The sequence below is a fragment of the Microbacterium paraoxydans genome (assembly GCF_900105335.1).
GTDB classification, from domain to species: domain Bacteria; phylum Actinomycetota; class Actinomycetes; order Actinomycetales; family Microbacteriaceae; genus Microbacterium; species Microbacterium paraoxydans.
The window spans coordinates 2440287-2455607 of the sequence record NZ_LT629770.1 but is presented as its reverse complement, the minus strand read 5'-3'; the positions used below and the strand labels follow the sequence as shown (position 1 = coordinate 2455607).

The window sequence follows — 15321 nt, the reverse complement described above, 5'->3', positions numbered from 1 at the left end:
CGGTGTCAGGGGGTGGCGGTCGCTGCGGATGGGAGGGAGAGAGGTTCTCCGAGGATCCGCGCCAGTGCGGATTCGAGGAAGGACTGTTCGAGATCGACGTCGCGGATCTGCGTGCTCCACATGACGCCGTCGATGAAGATCATCGCCGCTCGGGCCCGGTCGGCGCCATAGGTCGGCTCCAGGAGGTCGACAAGGCGGTCGGACAGGTGGCGCGCGAGCGCGCGCAGCCGCGGATCGTGGACGGCTGCCGTGACGACGGCGCGATCCGCCTGCACGGCGTGTCCGTCGTGGATGCTGTCGTGGACGAGCGCGGCGATGACGTCGGCCCCGGCTCCGCGTTCGGCGAGGGTCTGCCGCACTCCGTCGAGCCGGCATTCGATCTCGTCCGCGAGGGCACGGAAGGCGGCGCTGCGCAGGTCGTCGAGGGTGTCGAAGTACTGGGTGGTCGCGCCGAGCGGCACTCCGGCGCGGGCGGCGACCATGCGGTGCGTGATGGCGTCGGCCCCGACCTCGACGATCAGCTCGGCGGTCGCGGTGACGATCTCCCGGCGGCGCGCTTCGGGATCCCGCCGCCGACGCGCGCTCTCCGCCATCACTCACCCCCTGGACATCCGTACATGTACGTTTGTACATTCGCTCCGGTGTGAACTCCCTGAGAGCCCCCGCCCATCTCCCCATCTCCCCCTTTCCCCTTCCCCCCTTCCCCGCCCCGCGAGATCACTTCCGCACCCCTCACCTCCCTTCCCCGCCCCCTTTCGCCCTCCCACAGGCGGAGCACCCCCGCAGCGCTGCGGGATCAGAAACGTGCCTGGGAGCCGCGGTTCGGGTGGCATATTGCACTCCCCTGCCGGGGGGCTGGATCCGGTGCCGGGTGGGTCAGGCGGTGGCGGGACGGGAAAGGGGCGTTGAACGCGCGGTGGGGGTGGCATATTGCACTCCCACCCGGAGGGTGGGAGGGGGCGGGCGAGAGGGTGGGAGGGGGCGGGCGAGACGGTGGGGGTCAGGCGGCGGGGGAGGAGGAGGGGGTCTGGCCGCGCTCGAAGTAGGCGACGAGCTCGGGGTCGAGCGGGGGGACGGAGATCGCGGAGCCGTCGCCCCGGAGGGACGCGGTCGCGAGGATCCCGGCAGCCACGGCCTCCCGCGCCGCGACGGGAGAGGTCGCCGTGAGACCACCGTGCCGCACGAACCGGAGGAACTCGGCCACGAGCAGCGCGTCGGCACCGTCGTGTCCGGCGTCGGGCACCTCGGGGACGATGAACACCTCGTCCGCGTCGGCCGCTCCGGCGTGCCGACGGTTCCACAACCTCACCTCGCTGCCGGCCACGTCGCCGAAGTTCTCGATGCGCCCCTCGGTGCCGATCACGGTGTAGTTCCGCCAGTAGTCCGGGGTGAAGTGGCACTGCTGGTACGAGGCGAAGATCCCGCCCTCGAGCCTCAGGTTCACCATCGAGATGTCCTCGACGTCGACGACGGGGTGGAGTCCCGTGAGCGCGGTCGGCGGCCAGTTGTCCATGCTGAACCAGTCGGGCATCCGCTCCCCCGTGCGGTCCCGCCGGTCGGTGATGTCGCCGTAGACGCTCAGGCCGCCCATCGCCGCCACCTGCTCGGTGTACGCGCCGGCCAGCCAGTGGATGATGTCGAGGTCGTGCGCCCCCTTCTGCAGGAGGAGTCCGGTGGTGCGGCTCCGGTCGGCGTGCCAGTCCTTGAAGTAGAAGTCGCCGCCGTGCCCCACGAAGTGCCGCACCCACACGGCCTTCACCTGCCCGATGCGCCCGTCCTGGATGAGCCCGCGCATGAGGGTGATCACGGGCATGTGCCGCATGTTGTGCCCGATGTAGAGCCGGGTGCCGGTGCGTCGCGCGGTCTCCAGCATGCGGTCGGCGTCGGCCAGATCGATCGCGAGGGGCTTCTCGCAGAAGACGGGTACCCCGGCCTCCAGCGCCCGGATGGTCAGGGCGGCGTGCGTGTCGTCCGGGGTCAGCACCATGACCGCGTCGACACCGGATGCGAGCAGCTCGTCGGGGGAGTCGGTGATGAGCGCGTCGGGGACGAGCGCCCTGGCGTCCGCGCGAGCGCGCGGGGCGAGGTCGCAGACGGCCGTGATGCGGGAACCGTGGCCCGGCCGGTGCACCTCCTCCTGGAGGGTGGAGCGCGCGCCGAAGCCGATGATGCCGATGTGGAGGTCCAACAGAAGTCCTTCGTGACAGAGGGGGAGAAAGGAGGGGGGCTCAGCGGCCGCGGGAGGCCGGGGCGTCGAGGTCGGTCGACCCTCCGGGCACGAGAGCCCAGGGGAACTCGTGCAGCGCGCCGGGTGAGGGCTCGTTCTCGAGCGCCTTCTCGACGATGATGCGCGCCTGACGCTCGTAGAAGTCCGTGGGGCCGACGGTGGTGAGGGTGGGCGCGATGAGCCGCGCGTCCGGCGTGTTGCCGACGCCGATCACCGCGACGTCGTGCGGGACGCGGAGCCCGAGCATGTGCGCGGCGTTGATCGCGGCGATCGCGGCGAAGTCGGTCGTCGCGTACACGGCGTCCGGGCGGTTCTCCTGCGACAGCAGCTCGATCGCGGCGGTGAAGGCGCTGGCCTGGGTCTCCGCATAGGTCACGGTCCACGCCGGATCCGGGGAGATGCCGGCCGCCGCGAGCTTCTCGACGTACGGCGTGTAGCGCGTGACCTGGGTTCCCGCGAGGCGGACGGCACCCTCCGCGGCGATGCAGCCGATGGCCGTGTGCCGCTCCAGCAGGTGATCCATCGCGAGTTCGCACCCCGGGATCGCGTCCGAGCGGATGACGTCGAAGCCGTCCGGCTCCAGATGCTCCGAGAACACCACGAGCCGCTGGCCGCGCTTGACGAGGTCGCCCAGCCGTCGGGCGTCCTCCTCGTCCAGGCCGACGCCGTCGAGGTACGCCACGTCGCTCTCGACACGGTCGAGGGCCGCGTGCCAGTCGCCGTCGGCGAGGATCAGCGTCGTGAGTCCGTGCCGGTTCGCCTCGGCGTTCACGGCGTCCGCCACCGCCAGCGACCACGGATCGCTCAGCATGTGCAGGGAGAGCTGCACCATGCCGCTGCGGCCGGTGCGGATCGCCCTGGCCGCCGTGTTCGGCCGGTAGTTCAGCTCGTCCGCCGCCGCGAGCACCCGCGCCGCGGTGGCCTCGGCCACGCCCGCGCCACTCGCGCCTGCCCGCCCGGAGAACACGTACGAGACGGTCGCGGTCGACACTCCGGCACGTTCCGCCACCATCCGCAGGGTCGGCCGGCGGCTCGGGGCGTGCTCACGCTGTGCCATGTCTCAGCCCTTCGTCCCGCTGAACGCGATGGCCTGGATGAACTGCCGCTGCAGGATCATGAACGTCACCAGCATGGGCAGGGTCGCCAGCAGCGCACCCGCCATGAGCACCGGGTAGTCGGTGCCGTGGATGCCGACGAGCTGCGAGAGCCCGACCGACAGCGGCATCTTCGCCGGATCGGTCGTCACGATCAGCGGCCACAGCAGATCGTTCCAGGACCACAGCACGGTGAACACCACAAGTGCGATGATGCCAGGCTTCGCGAGCGGAACCATGATCCGCCAGAAGGTCTGCCACGGATTCGCCCCGTCGATGCGCGCCGCCTCCTCCAACTCGGCCGGCATCGAGAGGAAGAACTGCCGCATCAGGAAGGTCCCGAAGGCGCTGAAGATGCCGGGCACGATGAGCGCCTGCAGCGTGTTCAGCCAGCCGAGCGCCTGGATGATCTCGTACTGCGGCAGCAGGTAGAGCTGCGAGGGCACCATGAGCACTGAGAGGAACACGACGAACAGGGCGTTCCGGCCGGGGAAGGCGATGCGCGCGAACGCGTAGCCCGCCATGGTGCACAGGGCGACCTGGCCGACCGTGCGCCCGACGGTGAGGAGCACGGAGTTCAGGAACATCTGCCCGAACGGCATCGAGTCGAAGACCTCGGCGAAGTTGGTGAACACCCACTCGCGCGGGAGGAACGACGGCGGCACCTGCACCGAGTCCGACAGCGTCTTGAACGAGGTCAGCAGCTGCCAGACGAACGGGAACACCATGAGCGCGGCGCCGACGATGAGCACGACGTGCACGATCCACAGTCCGCGGTTCCGGGGGGTGCCCGCCCTCCGCGATCGTGCGGGGGCCGCACCGACGACCGCACGGGTGTCGAGGGAGACGTCACTCATAGTGCACCCACTTCTTCTGCAGCCGGAACTGCACGATCGTCAGGACGAGGATGATCAGCAGCAGGAGGAAGGCGACGGCGGCGGCGTAGCCGCGGTCGTTGTCGAGGAAACCCGCTTCGTAGAACAGGTAGACGACCGTCCGGGTGTTCGGCATCGCGGGGTTGCTGCGGCCGAGCATCATGTAGATGAGGTCGAACACCTGCAGCGCCCCGATCACGCTGATGACGCTGACGAAGAAGATCGAGGGCGACAGCAGCGGGATCGTGATGGAGAAGAACTTGCGCACGGGGCCCGCCCCGTCGAGGTCGGCCGCCTCCATGATCGTGTCCGGGATGCCCTGGAGTCCGGCGAGGAAGATGACGATGTTGGTCCCGAGGCCGGCCCAGATGCCGACGACGGCGATCGCGATCAGCGCGGTGTTCGGGTCGGTCAGCCAGCTCCGCCCCTCGATGCCGACCGCACCGAGGGCCGCGTTCAGCACACCATAGTCGCCGTTGTAGATCATGCGCCAGACGAGCGCGATCGCCGCGGGCATGGTGACGACGGGGATGAAGTAGAGGGTGCGGTAGGCGCTGCGGCCCTTCAGACCCGTGGTGTTCAGCAGCGCGGCGATCCCGACCGCGAGGGGGATGCCGATCAGCGCGATCACCGTGTAGACCGCGGTGTTGCGGAGGGCGCCGAGGAGCTCCGGGTCCTGGAACAGCCGCACGTAGTTCTCGAACCCGATCCACTCCGCACCGCCGAACGGCCCCGACTTCGTGAAGGAGATGATGAGCGTGCGCACGGTCGGCCACAGGTAGAACACGGCCAAGCCCAGGGCGGTGGGCCCGAGGAACACCAGGGCCCACCACGGCGAGGCACCGGGGGTGCGGCGTCGCCGACGGCCCCCGGAGGGCGGGGCCTCCGGGGTCCGTCCGGCGGCGGGGGCGACCGCGCGAGGCGCGAGGACGGTCATGCGGTCACTCCTGCTCGGCGTCCAGCGCGGTCTGCATCTGCGCGGCGAGGTCCTGCAGGCCGTCCTTCGGGGACACTGCTCCGGACCACACCTGGGACAGCACCTCGCTCTCGATGCTCGTCCACGCGGAGGTGTTCTTCGACACGGGGTACGGGACGGCCGTCTCCAGCGCGTCGATGTAGACCTGCAGGTCGTACTGCGGGAGGGCGTCGACCCACGCCTGCTGCGTGCCGTTGTACGCGGGGATCACGGTGCCGGTCTCGGCCTGGATCTTCGCGGCCTGCTCGCCGCTGGCGAAGGCGGCGAAGTCCTTGGCCTCCTCCACGTGCGCGCTCTTGGCGTTCGCGACGTTCCCGACGCCGTGGATCACGCTCTGGTTGCCCTCCGGACCCGCCGGCAGCGGGGCCACGTCGACGCTGCCGCCGATGTCCGCGTTGTCCGCGTAGGCGATGGCGGCCCAGGAGCCGTTCTGGAACATGGCGACCTTGCCCGACAGGAAGAAGTCCTCCGGGTTCGTGTCCGTCATCTGCTGCGCCGTGGGCGAGGAGCCGTCGGCGATGAGGTCGGTCCACAGCTCGATGCCCTCGAGAGCCTCGGGGGAGCCGTATCCGCTCTCGGTGCCGTCCGCGGAGATGACCTCGCCACCGGCCTGCGCGATGGAGTTGTAGAAGTTCTCCTGGCCGTACTGGCTGGCGGCGACGCCGAACTGGCCCTTCGCGGGGTCGGTCAGCTTCGCGGCCGCGGAACGGAAGTCGTCCCAGGTCCAGCCCGCGCTCGGGTACTCCACCCCCGCGGCGTCGAACAGCGCCTTGTTGTACCAGAGCGCGACGGTGTCGAAGTCCTTGGGGGCGCCGTAGAGCGCGTCGTCGTAGGTGTAGAGGTCGACGAGCCCCTGAGGGTAGTCGGCGGCGTCCACGTCGTCGAGCGGGGCGAGCTGGCCGTTCGAGGCGTAGAGCTGGAAATTCGGGCCGTTCATCCAGAACACGTCGGCGGCCGAGCCGCCCGTCACCGCGGTCTGGAGCTTGGTGAAGTACTCCTTGTACGGCGTGACCTGGATCTCGATCGAGACGTTCGGGTGCTCCTCGGTGTACGCGGCGGCGATGTCCTCCATCGCGGGCTTCTGGTTCTCGTCCCAGATCGCGTAGCTGAGGGTGATGTCGCCGCCCGACTCCCCGGTGGCGGAGGAGGAGCAGGCGGAGAGTGCCAGGACGGCGGCCGCGGAGGCGGCGAGGGCGCCCAGGGCGCGGCGGGAGGTGCGGGGCATCGAGGTCTCCTTTGACGGGTGCACGAGAAGGCGGTGCGCGATGTTAACCGTTTAGCGTTAAACGATTAGCAGTGAGAGTAGCGCGCGCCGACGGCTCTGCGCAAGCGTCGGCTAGAGCGCAGCCCCCAGCGCCAGCCCCAGTCCCGCGGCGAGGAGACCGAGCACGAGCATGCCGACCGCGTCGAACACAGCGGCGCCGCGCTCGCCGTCTCGCCACAGAGCGACCGCGTCGAGCATCGCGGTGCTGAAGGTCGTGTAGCCGCCGAGCAGACCGGCCCCGAGCACGAACGCCGCCTCCGGCAGCGCCGTCGTCACGAGCCCCAGCGCGAAGGAGCCGGTGAGGTTGACGACGAGGATCCCCCACGGGAACCGACGGCCGACGAGCCGGGCGACTCCGACATCGACGAGATAGCGCAGGACGGCGCCGACGCCCCCGGCGAGCGCGGCGGCGAGGAACAGCAGCGGACTCACGCGGCCCCTCCCCGGCGCGGGCGTCCCACCCGGAGCCCCACGGCTGCCGCGAGGAGACCGAGGACGAGGCTGCCTGCGGCATACGCCGCAGCGAGGAGCGGTGCCGACCCCCACAGAGCCAGCGTGCCGGTCATGAAGGCGCTGTAGGTCGTGAAGCCGCCGAGGACGCCGGTGCCCAGCAGCAGCCGCAGCTCCGCCGAGGCCGGGAGCCGCGCCGCCACGACCCCGATGAGCAGGGCGCCCAGCACGTTGGCCAGCAGCACCGCGAGGGGGAAACCGCCGGGATCGTCCACGAGGAGTCCGAGGCCCAGCCGCGCCGCCGTCCCGAGCGTGCCGCCGAGCGCGACGAGCAGGACACGACGGAGACTCACGCTCGCCACTGTAGTCGCCGTATGACAGCGCGACCGTCGGATGTCAAGGCGTTGGGGTGGGGGCGGGGACAGGCGTTGACTGTCGGCATGAAGCCCCTCTGGAAGGTCGACCAGGACGCACCCCACGGCACTCCCTTCGATCCCGGCGCGCAGCACGACGTGCTGATCGTGGGGGCGGGCCTGACCGGGCTCTCGACCGCGGTGCTCCTGACCCGCGCCGGACTCGACGTCGTGGTCGTGGACGCGGGGGACGTGGCGGAGCTGTCGACGGGCGGCAACACGGGCAAGCTCTCGCTCCTCCAGGGGCAGCAGCTCGCCACCATCCGGAAGCACCATCCGGCGGCGCTCGTCCAGGCGTACGTCGACGCCAACCGGGCCGGCATGGAGTGGCTCACCGGTTTCGCCGACACCGCCGGCCTGAGCTACACCGAGCGGACCGACCACACCTACGCCCAGGGTCCGGACGGGCTCGAGGCGGTGAGAGCCCAACATGCCGCCGCGCGGGAGGCGGGACTGCCGACGCGGCTGCTCACCGCGGGCGAGTTGTCGACGCCGTTCCCCGTCGCGGGCGCGGTCGCCCTCGATTCGCAGGTGACGATCGACCCTGTCGCCGTCGCCGACGCGCTCGCGAAGGAGTTCCTCGCGGGCGGCGGCACGCTGCACACCGGCGTCCGCGTGACCGGCGCGCACGCCCTCCCGGAGCCCCGGGTGGAGACCACGGCGGGCCCGATGTTCGCCGAGCACATCGTCCTCGCGACGGGGACCCCGATCCTCGACCGGGGCCTGTACTTCTCCAAGGTCGCCGGGATGCGGTCGTACTGCGTCTCGTTCCGGGTCTCCGGCGGGGTGCCGGAGGGTTCGTTCATCTCGGCCGACGGCCCGACGCGGTCCATCCGGCCGGTGTCCGCCGCCGACGGCCCCGCCGACACCGCGCAGCTCGTGGTCGGCGGCAACGGGCATCCGGTCGGCCGCTCGGACGGCGAGACCGCGGCGATCGACGACCTGGTGGACTGGACCCGCCTGCACTTCCCGGATGCGGAGGAGACGCACCGCTGGTCTGCGCAGGACTACCAGTCACACAACCTCATCCCGTTCGTCGGCGCGCTGCCGCGCGGCCTCGGGCGCATCCGCATCGCCACCGGACATGCGAAATGGGGGCTGTCGAACGCGCCCGCCGCGGCCCTGCGGCTCACGGAGGAGATCATCGGGACGAAGCGCAGCGAGCGTCCGTCCTGGATGCTGCGCCTCGGCACCCGACTCACCGTCCCCGCCGATCTCGCGCGCGGCGCCGTCGAGGGCGCGAAGGTGGCCGCCGCCGCCACGAAAGGCTGGGTCGAGGCCGAGACCACGCCGGTCCCGGTTCCGCAGCCCGCGGAGGGCGAAGGCGTCGTGGCGAATCGCGGCGGTCGCCCGGTCGCCATCTCCACGGTCGACGGCGTGACCAGGGCCGTCAGCGCGGTGTGCCCGCACCTCGGCGGCATCCTCGACTGGAACGACGCCGAGTGCACGTGGGACTGCCCGCTGCACGCGTCGCGGTTCGCCGCGGACGGCACACGCATCGAGGGACCGGCGCTGAACGATCTCCCTGAGGTGCCGCGGACGGTCGGGGGCTCCTGACTCAGGTCCGCGGCGGCGGAGCGTCCCATCCCTGCTGCGGGCTGTCGCAGTCCTCGCGGAACACGTACTGCGACACGAGCTTGCGCTGGCTGCTCGACCAGTCGATCGCCGGGCGGCGCTGCTCGGGCGGCAGGTAGCCCAGCCGGTAGACGGCCATGAGCTCCAGGTCGTCGGGCACCCGCAGCAGCCGCACGATCTCGTCCCAGCGCCCCGGCACCTCCATCGGGAACGAGATGAACTGGATGCCCATGCCCAGCTCGACCGTGGTCAGCCAGACGTTCTCCATGGCCGCCCCCATGCTGAACACGGAGTAGAACGACGACAGCTGCCCGGGCCGGTACTCGCTGCGGTCGAGCATGACGCCCAGGAGCAGCGGCGATCCGGCGACGAGCTTGCGGTTCTCCGAGCCCAGCGTCTTCGGCACGCCGAACGTGTTCATGAGCGTCTGGCCGCGCTTGGTGAACACCTGGGATGTGAAGGGCCGAAGCGGCGCGGGGAGCTTGTCGAACAGCATGCCGCTGCGCTTCTCCTCCATCTCCTCCTGGCTGAAGCGGAAGTACGGCTTGTACCGCTCGAAGAACGTGCCGTTCGACATGGCCTCCGTCATGCTCTCGCCGGAGATGCGCGCGATCTCGTCGATCGTGTCCCTGTTCTCGATCACCACGAAGCGCCAGGGCTGGCTGTTGAGCTGCGAGGCGCGCGCCCGGCCGCTTCCAGGAGGATGCGCTGGTGCTCCTCGGAGACGGGGTCGGGCAGGAAGGCCCCGTTCGTGGTCTTGCGGCGGCGGATGGCGTCGAGCAGTTCCATGCGGTCACTTCCGGTCGGAGGGGAGGCGCGAGACCACGAGGCCCGCGAGGACGAAGGGCGCCGCCGTGACGGCGACGAGCGGGTGCCGCCGGGTGTGCGTCCCGGCGTAGGGGATCGCGGCCAGGGGGACGGCGGCGGGGAGGAGGGCCAGGGCGGCGCGATGGCTGCGCGGCGTGCGGGTGGCGAGACCGGCGACGACGGCGAGTCCGGTCGTCGCGCAGGTGAGGATGTAGAGGGCGTGGTGCACCCAGCGGAAACGACGCGTGTCGATGAGCCGCGCCGCCACCGCGGCGCCGAGGGCGCAGTTCGCCGCATAGGCCGTCGCCGCCGCCGCGAAGGCTCCGGACGCGGGGCGTTCGTCGCGCCCCCGCTTCCGTCGCCCCGTCATGGCACGACCCTACGCCCTCCCCTCCTCCCCCGATCCACCCCCTTGCGTGCGAGCCGCCCCCTTGAGTACGACCGCAGCGGGGTGGGTCGCACGCAAGGGGGCCGCTCGACGGATCAGAGGGAGGCTTCCGCGTAGATGCGGAGCGCGTCGCGGACGAACTCCGCGCCGCGCGTACCGCCCGCGGACGTCGCGTAGTTCGCACCGAAGCGCGGGTCTGCGACGTACATCTCGCCGAGACCGATGACGTAGGCCTTGGCACCCGCGTCCGGTCCCTGCCGGAGCGCGGCGGCGGGAGTGCCCGGGATGCCCGTGAGCCAGGCCACGTGACGGCGCGCGAGCTCCTGCGCCTCGGCGGACGCGGGATCGATACCGCTCTCCGCCGCGGCGATCCAGTCGCGTCCGAGGTCGGACACGCGCTGCTGCCACTCGGCACGCTCGGCGTCGCTCATCCCGCGCCACCAGCGGTCGCTGTCGGCGTAGGCCTTCTTCCCCCAGCGGTCCTCGACCTCCTGCTTGTACTGCGTGTGGTCGAAGCCGTCGAACATGTTCTCTGCCATGAGGTTCTCACCTCCTCTCAATGCCGTGATGGTGGACTCGACCGACGCGATCTGCCGCGCCAGCCTGGTCTGCTCCTCGCGCAGCAGCGCGAGATGCGTCTCAAGCGCCGACGCCTCCGCCGCCGAGCCCCCACCCTGGGTCCCTGAGCCCCCGCCCTGGGTCCCTGAGCCCCCGCCCTGGGTCCCTGAGCCGCGGACCTGGGTCCCTGAGCCTGTCGAAGGGCCCAGCACCTCCGCGATCTGCGGCAGCCCGAGCCCGAGCTCCCGCAGCAGGAGGATCCGCTGCAACCGCACGAGCGACGCCGCGTCGTAGTGCCGATAGCCATTGGCTGCGATCCGCGACGGAGGCAGCAACCCGATGTCGTCGTAGTGCCGCAGCGTGCGGCTCGTCGTCCCCGCCAGTCGCGCGATCTCCTGGATCGACCAGTCCTTCTCGTCCATCCCGCCCACCCTTCCGTGTCGTTCCCCTCCACGGTAGAAGTTGCCGTTACGTCAAGGTCAACCTCGTTCGAATCGCGTGATTTGCTCGATTCCCGGCCGAAATGGGGCCAATCAGGCGATTCGAAGCGAAGGCGGGTGTCCAGATCGAGATATATCGTGTTATCGTGACGGCAACACGATATATCGTGAATCCCTCGACACAGGAGAAGCAGACATGACCGAGAAGTGGCTCATCGCCCCCGGCGAGGAACGCGTCATCGACATCGCCTCCGCGACCCGGCTCAAGGTGGGCCTCGTCGGCGGACAGGTCGACGTCATCGCCCACGACGAACCCGGCATCAGGATCGAGGTGCACGGCGTCACCACGAAGGACCTCCGGATCGAGTCCCGCGACGGCGAGGTCGAGATCGACCACCCGCAGCTCGGCTGGGACAACTTCCTGGAGGTGTTCCGGAACTTCGGCTCCGGCGGTCCGCGCGCCGAGGTGAGCGTGGCCGTCCCGCGCAGCATCGCCCTGACCCTCGGCGTCGTGAGCGCCGGCGCCCTCGTGTCCGGCATCCGCAACGACACCCGCCTGAACACCGTGTCCGGCGACATCATCGTCGACACCCTCATCGGCGACCTCAGCGTGAACTCGGTCTCCGGCGACGTGCAGATCCGCAACCTCACCGGCTCGCTCAGCGCCAACAGCGTCTCCGGCGACGTGGCCGTCACGGGCGCCATCCGCAAGGCCACGGTCGACATCGTCTCCGGCGCGACACTGGTGGACGCGGCGGGCGACGTCAACACGATCACCGTGAACTCGGTCTCCGGCGGCACCACGGTGCGGCTCGACGAGTCCCTCGCGGCGAACTACGTCATCCGTTCGCTCAGTGGCCGTCTCCTCATCGACGGCGTCGAGCGCAGCTCGTCCGGCCCGAGCACGTACAACGGCACCACCGGGGAGCTCGCGGGACGGTTCGTCGATCTCCGCGCCAACTCCGTCTCCGGAGGGGTGACGGTCCTCCGCCGCGCCCCGCAGACGATCGAGAACGACCCGGAGTGGGAAGCATGAGCCCCGCGGTCTTCTCCCACGGCGATCTGCGCCTGTACCTGCTGTCGCTGCTCGCGGAGTCCCCGCAGCACGGCTACGGCATCATCCAGTCCCTCACGGATCGGACCGGTGGCACGTACACGCCGAGCGCCGGCACCATCTACCCGCGCCTCGCGAAGCTCGAGGAGGAGGGGCTGGTCACCAAGACCGTCGACGGACGCACGACGATCTATGCGATCACCGAGGCCGGACGCGCCGAGCTGGCCTCGCGCCAGAGCGACCTCGCCGACATCGAGGCGGGCATCACCGACACCGTCCGCCTCATCGCGAACGAGGTGCGCCAGAGCGTGCAGGAGGCGATGAAGAGCCTTCGCGCCGACCTGGCGACAGCCACCAAGGACGACCGGGCGGCGGCGAAGAACAGGCCGCGCACCGCGGGCGACGATGCACGGCTGACCAGCCGCGAGGAGCTGCACCGCGCGGACGCCGTCGTGAACGCCTTCCGCGCCCGCATCCGCACCGACCTGCGCACCCATGTCGCCAAGGGCGGCGTCCTCCCGTCGTCGGTGGTCACCGACCTCGAGAACGCGCTGGATCAGGCCGCCCGGAGCGTGACGGTGGCGCTGAGTCAGCCGGACTCCTGAGCACCTGGCATGACCGCACGAGGCCCCGTCGACATCCGTCGGCGGGGCCTCGTCGTGTGCGGATCACTCCGGCCAGATCTCCTTCTGCTCGTCCGGCACGGACTCCCCCAGGGGGACGACGAGCACGGAGCGGTGCTGGCGATGGGCGAGGCGCGCGGCGACCGAGCCGGTGAAGAACTCCCGGATGGATTCACCGATACCGCGCTTGCGGGTACCGACGACGATGAGCTGCGCGTCGAGCTTGTTCGCGAGCTGCTTGATGGCCAGCGCCGGGTCGCCGACGAGCTGACGTGCCGTCCAGGTGACGCCCTTGCCGTCGAGCACCGTGGCCGCTGCCGCCTCGACGGCCTCGAACTCGGCAGCCCCCGCGTCGAAGTTGATGTCGATGGGAGCGGAGTGCACGTAGCCGTCCGGATCCTCGTAGGTGACGAAGCGCGTGATGTCGACGTGGGCCACCACGAGCGGTGCGTTCAGCAGCCGGGCGAAGCGGACGGCCTCATCGAGAACGTGCGGGTCCTGGTCGAGCTGCATCCCGACGATCACGGCCTTCTGCAGAGCGGCGTTCTGCGTGGCCTCGTCGGACGGAGTGGAGGTGCTGTCGGTCATGGAGATCGCTCCCTTCGCCGGCCTGGCCGCGGCCAGGGTCTGTTCCCCGCGTGCTATCCTGAATGCTACTCTTACCGGCCTCGAGCCGGTGTCGTGAATGACTCGGGCGCCCGTCTGCCCGCAGCTTAACTCGTGAGGGGGTCTCAGGCATGGGCCGTGGCCGTCAGAAGGCGAAGCACACCAAGATCGCCCGCGAACTCAAGGCGTACAGTCCGTCGGTGAACTACTCGGCGCTGGAGCGCGAGCTCGCGCATTCGAGCGACTCCGACGAAGACGCCTACGTCGACAAGTGGGCCGACGAGTACGCGGACGAAGACGAAGACGAACTAGAGAAGGCGTAGCCCCTCGGTTCGAAACACCCGCACGGCTCGTGCGGGTGTTTCGTCGTTCCCGGGCGGCTGCGGGCGGGCGGCGTCGCGCGCTGCCGTGATCACGCCTACCGTCCGGAACCCGATGCCTCCGGCATGTCAGCGCTCCCTCGACGCGAGCCGAGTGCGTCGCCATACCGCTGATCCACGTCTTGTGAGCGCAAACATTTTCTGATTTGATGTGCATGTGATCGACGGCGCACCCTCGCCGCGTCCCCGCTTCGGGCGATCCGCAGGAACATGACCTCAAAGAGGAGAACAGCATGGCACCCACCTCACGCACCCCCCGCGTCGCCGCGGTCGTCGCCCTCGGCGCGGTGTCGGCGTTCGGACTCGCGGCCTGCGCCCCGGCCGCCTCCGGGGGCGGCGACGCCGGCGGTGAGCCCGTCACCATCGAGTACATGCACCGCCTCCCCGACGGCGAGGGCATGACCACGGTCGCGGAGATCGTCGACCGCTGGAACGAGGAGCATCCCGACATCCAGGTCAAGGCCACGAAGTTCGACGGCAAGGCCAGCGACATGATCCTCAAGCTCGAGACCGACATCAAGGCCGGGAACGGTTCCTGCCTCGCGCAGACCGGATACTCCGAGGTGCCCCAGCTCTACGTGAAGGGGCTGCTGGAGGACGTCGCCGCGGAGGCCGAGAAGTACGAGGACCACTACTCGGCCGGAGCGTTCAGCGGCATGCGGGTCGGCGACGCCATCGTGGGCCTCCCGCAGGACACCGGACCCCTCGTCTACTTCTACAACACCGCGGAGTTCGAGGCGCTCGGCCTCGACGCCCCGGCGACGCTCGACGACCTGACCGCCGCCTCCGCCACGGCCGCCGCCGCCGGCAAGTTCGTCACCGCCTTCACCCCGGACGAGGCGCAGAACTGGCTCTCCGGACAGGCTGCCGCCGCCGGAGACACCTGGTTCTCCACGGAGGGCGAGGAGTGGAAGGTGGACGCCGAGGGTGCGGGCTCCGAGCGGGTCGCCGCCTTCTGGCAGGGCCTGCTCGACGGCAAGCAGACGCTCGCGACCGAGCGTTGGGGTGAGGGCTTCACGGCGGCGCTGAACAACGGCAGCCTCATCGGCCACGTCGGAGCGGCGTGGGAGGCCGGATTCCTCCTCGACTCCCTGGACGGCACCCCGGCCGAGGGGCAGTGGCGCGTCGCCCAGCTCCCCGACTTCGGCGCCGGGGCGATGACCGGCCCCGACGGCGGCTCCGGCGTCTCGGTCATGAAGGGCTGCGAGAACCCCGAGGCCGCCATGGAGTTCAACGACTGGTTCAACACGCAGGTCGACGACCTCGCCTCCCAGGGCCTCGTCGTCGCCGCGAAGGGCGAGGTGGAGACGCCTGAGAAGATGCTGCGTCAGTTCGGCGGTCAGGATGTGCTCGCCGAGCTCGGCACCGCCACCGAGAACCTCAACCCCGACTTCCCCTACGCCCCCGGCTTCTCGACGCTGGCGAACATGAACGAGACGGCCGCCGCGGCCGCCGCCGGCACCGCCACTGTCGCCGACATCTTCACGACGGCGCAGGACACCGCCGTCGCGTCGCTGAAGGACCTCGGCCTTCCGGTCGCGGAATGACGGGACCGGACGGCATCATCGGATGAACGACGGCGGAGTGCACG

General features: G+C 70.3%; 16 protein-coding genes and 1 pseudogene. 5 read left to right on the top strand and 12 right to left on the bottom strand.

Going from position 1 to position 15321, the window contains the following annotated elements; all coding sequences use genetic code 11:
- Positions 1-5: 5 nt before the first annotated feature.
- From BLU02_RS12110 to BLU02_RS12075, 8 genes are all read right to left on the bottom strand, one after another.
- Complete coding sequence (locus tag BLU02_RS12110; protein WP_060922311.1) at positions 6-593, bottom strand: TetR/AcrR family transcriptional regulator; 588 nt, start codon at positions 591-593, stop codon at positions 6-8.
- 407 nt (positions 594-1000) lie between these two features.
- Positions 1001-2188, bottom strand: coding sequence for a Gfo/Idh/MocA family protein (locus BLU02_RS12105; protein WP_197676694.1), 1188 nt, complete (start codon positions 2186-2188; stop codon positions 1001-1003).
- Between the two features lie 40 nt (positions 2189-2228).
- Positions 2229-3284 (bottom strand): LacI family DNA-binding transcriptional regulator, encoded by a 1056-nt coding sequence (locus BLU02_RS12100; RefSeq protein ID WP_060922309.1) that lies wholly within the window; start codon positions 3282-3284, stop codon positions 2229-2231.
- Positions 3285-3287: 3 nt separating this feature from the next.
- Positions 3288-4178: a carbohydrate ABC transporter permease gene (locus BLU02_RS12095; RefSeq protein WP_197676693.1), complete on the bottom strand. Its 891-nt coding sequence runs from the start codon at positions 4176-4178 to the stop codon at positions 3288-3290.
- Complete coding sequence (locus tag BLU02_RS12090) at positions 4171-5133, bottom strand: carbohydrate ABC transporter permease (protein WP_060922308.1); 963 nt, start codon at positions 5131-5133, stop codon at positions 4171-4173. Before BLU02_RS12090 ends, BLU02_RS12095 begins: the two co-directional genes overlap by 8 nt.
- 4 nt (positions 5134-5137) lie before the next feature.
- Entirely contained in the window at positions 5138-6397 is a 1260-nt protein-coding gene (locus BLU02_RS12085; protein ID WP_060922307.1) for an ABC transporter substrate-binding protein, read from the bottom strand.
- 111 nt (positions 6398-6508) lie between these two features.
- Positions 6509-6868, bottom strand: coding sequence for a fluoride efflux transporter FluC (locus BLU02_RS12080; protein ID WP_060922306.1), 360 nt, complete (start codon positions 6866-6868; stop codon positions 6509-6511).
- Positions 6865-7239 (bottom strand): fluoride efflux transporter FluC, encoded by a 375-nt coding sequence (locus BLU02_RS12075; protein ID WP_231919565.1) that lies wholly within the window; start codon positions 7237-7239, stop codon positions 6865-6867. The genes BLU02_RS12080 and BLU02_RS12075 overlap by 4 nt, the downstream gene beginning before the upstream one ends.
- A gap of 87 nt (positions 7240-7326) precedes the next feature.
- Here BLU02_RS12075 and BLU02_RS12070 point away from each other — a divergent pair, with 87 nt between their 5' ends.
- The gene (locus BLU02_RS12070; RefSeq protein ID WP_060922304.1) at positions 7327-8856 is read left to right on the top strand and encodes an FAD-dependent oxidoreductase; all 1530 of its coding nucleotides are present in this window, start codon (positions 7327-7329) and stop codon (positions 8854-8856) included.
- 1 nt (position 8857) lies between these two features.
- Here BLU02_RS12070 and BLU02_RS12065 read toward each other — a convergent pair.
- The 3 genes and pseudogenes from BLU02_RS12065 to BLU02_RS12055 all read right to left on the bottom strand — a co-directional run bounded on the left by BLU02_RS12065 (position 8858) and on the right by BLU02_RS12055 (position 11049).
- Positions 8858-9663, bottom strand: a pseudogene (locus BLU02_RS12065) (nitroreductase family protein).
- Positions 9664-9667: 4 nt separating this feature from the next.
- Positions 9668-10051, bottom strand: coding sequence for a hypothetical protein (locus BLU02_RS12060; protein WP_060922303.1), 384 nt, complete (start codon positions 10049-10051; stop codon positions 9668-9670).
- A gap of 113 nt (positions 10052-10164) precedes the next feature.
- Entirely contained in the window at positions 10165-11049 is an 885-nt protein-coding gene (locus BLU02_RS12055; protein ID WP_060922302.1) for a MerR family transcriptional regulator, read from the bottom strand.
- Between the two features lie 214 nt (positions 11050-11263).
- Between BLU02_RS12055 and BLU02_RS12050 the strand changes: the two genes are divergently transcribed.
- Together BLU02_RS12050 and BLU02_RS12045 are read left to right on the top strand one after the other, a co-directional pair.
- On the top strand, positions 11264-12103 hold the full coding sequence (locus BLU02_RS12050) for a DUF4097 family beta strand repeat-containing protein (protein ID WP_025104702.1): 840 nt from the start codon (positions 11264-11266) through the stop codon (positions 12101-12103).
- Positions 12100-12726 (top strand): PadR family transcriptional regulator, encoded by a 627-nt coding sequence (locus BLU02_RS12045; protein ID WP_060922301.1) that lies wholly within the window; start codon positions 12100-12102, stop codon positions 12724-12726. The genes BLU02_RS12050 and BLU02_RS12045 overlap by 4 nt, the downstream gene beginning before the upstream one ends.
- Before the next feature lie 63 nt (positions 12727-12789).
- Here BLU02_RS12045 and BLU02_RS12040 read toward each other — a convergent pair whose 3' ends face one another.
- A complete protein-coding gene (locus tag BLU02_RS12040; protein WP_060922300.1) occupies positions 12790-13332 on the bottom strand; it encodes a universal stress protein in 543 nt (180 codons plus the stop codon).
- A 149-nt stretch (positions 13333-13481) separates the two neighbouring features.
- Between BLU02_RS12040 and BLU02_RS12035 the strand changes: the two genes are divergently transcribed.
- Both BLU02_RS12035 and BLU02_RS12030 read left to right on the top strand, forming a co-directional pair.
- Positions 13482-13673, top strand: a complete 192-nt coding sequence (locus BLU02_RS12035; RefSeq protein WP_025104705.1) for a DUF3073 domain-containing protein — start codon at positions 13482-13484, stop codon at positions 13671-13673.
- Positions 13674-13963: 290 nt separating this feature from the next.
- On the top strand, positions 13964-15277 hold the full coding sequence (locus tag BLU02_RS12030; protein WP_060922299.1) for an ABC transporter substrate-binding protein: 1314 nt from the start codon (positions 13964-13966) through the stop codon (positions 15275-15277).
- The last annotated feature ends 44 nt before the right edge of the window (positions 15278-15321 follow it).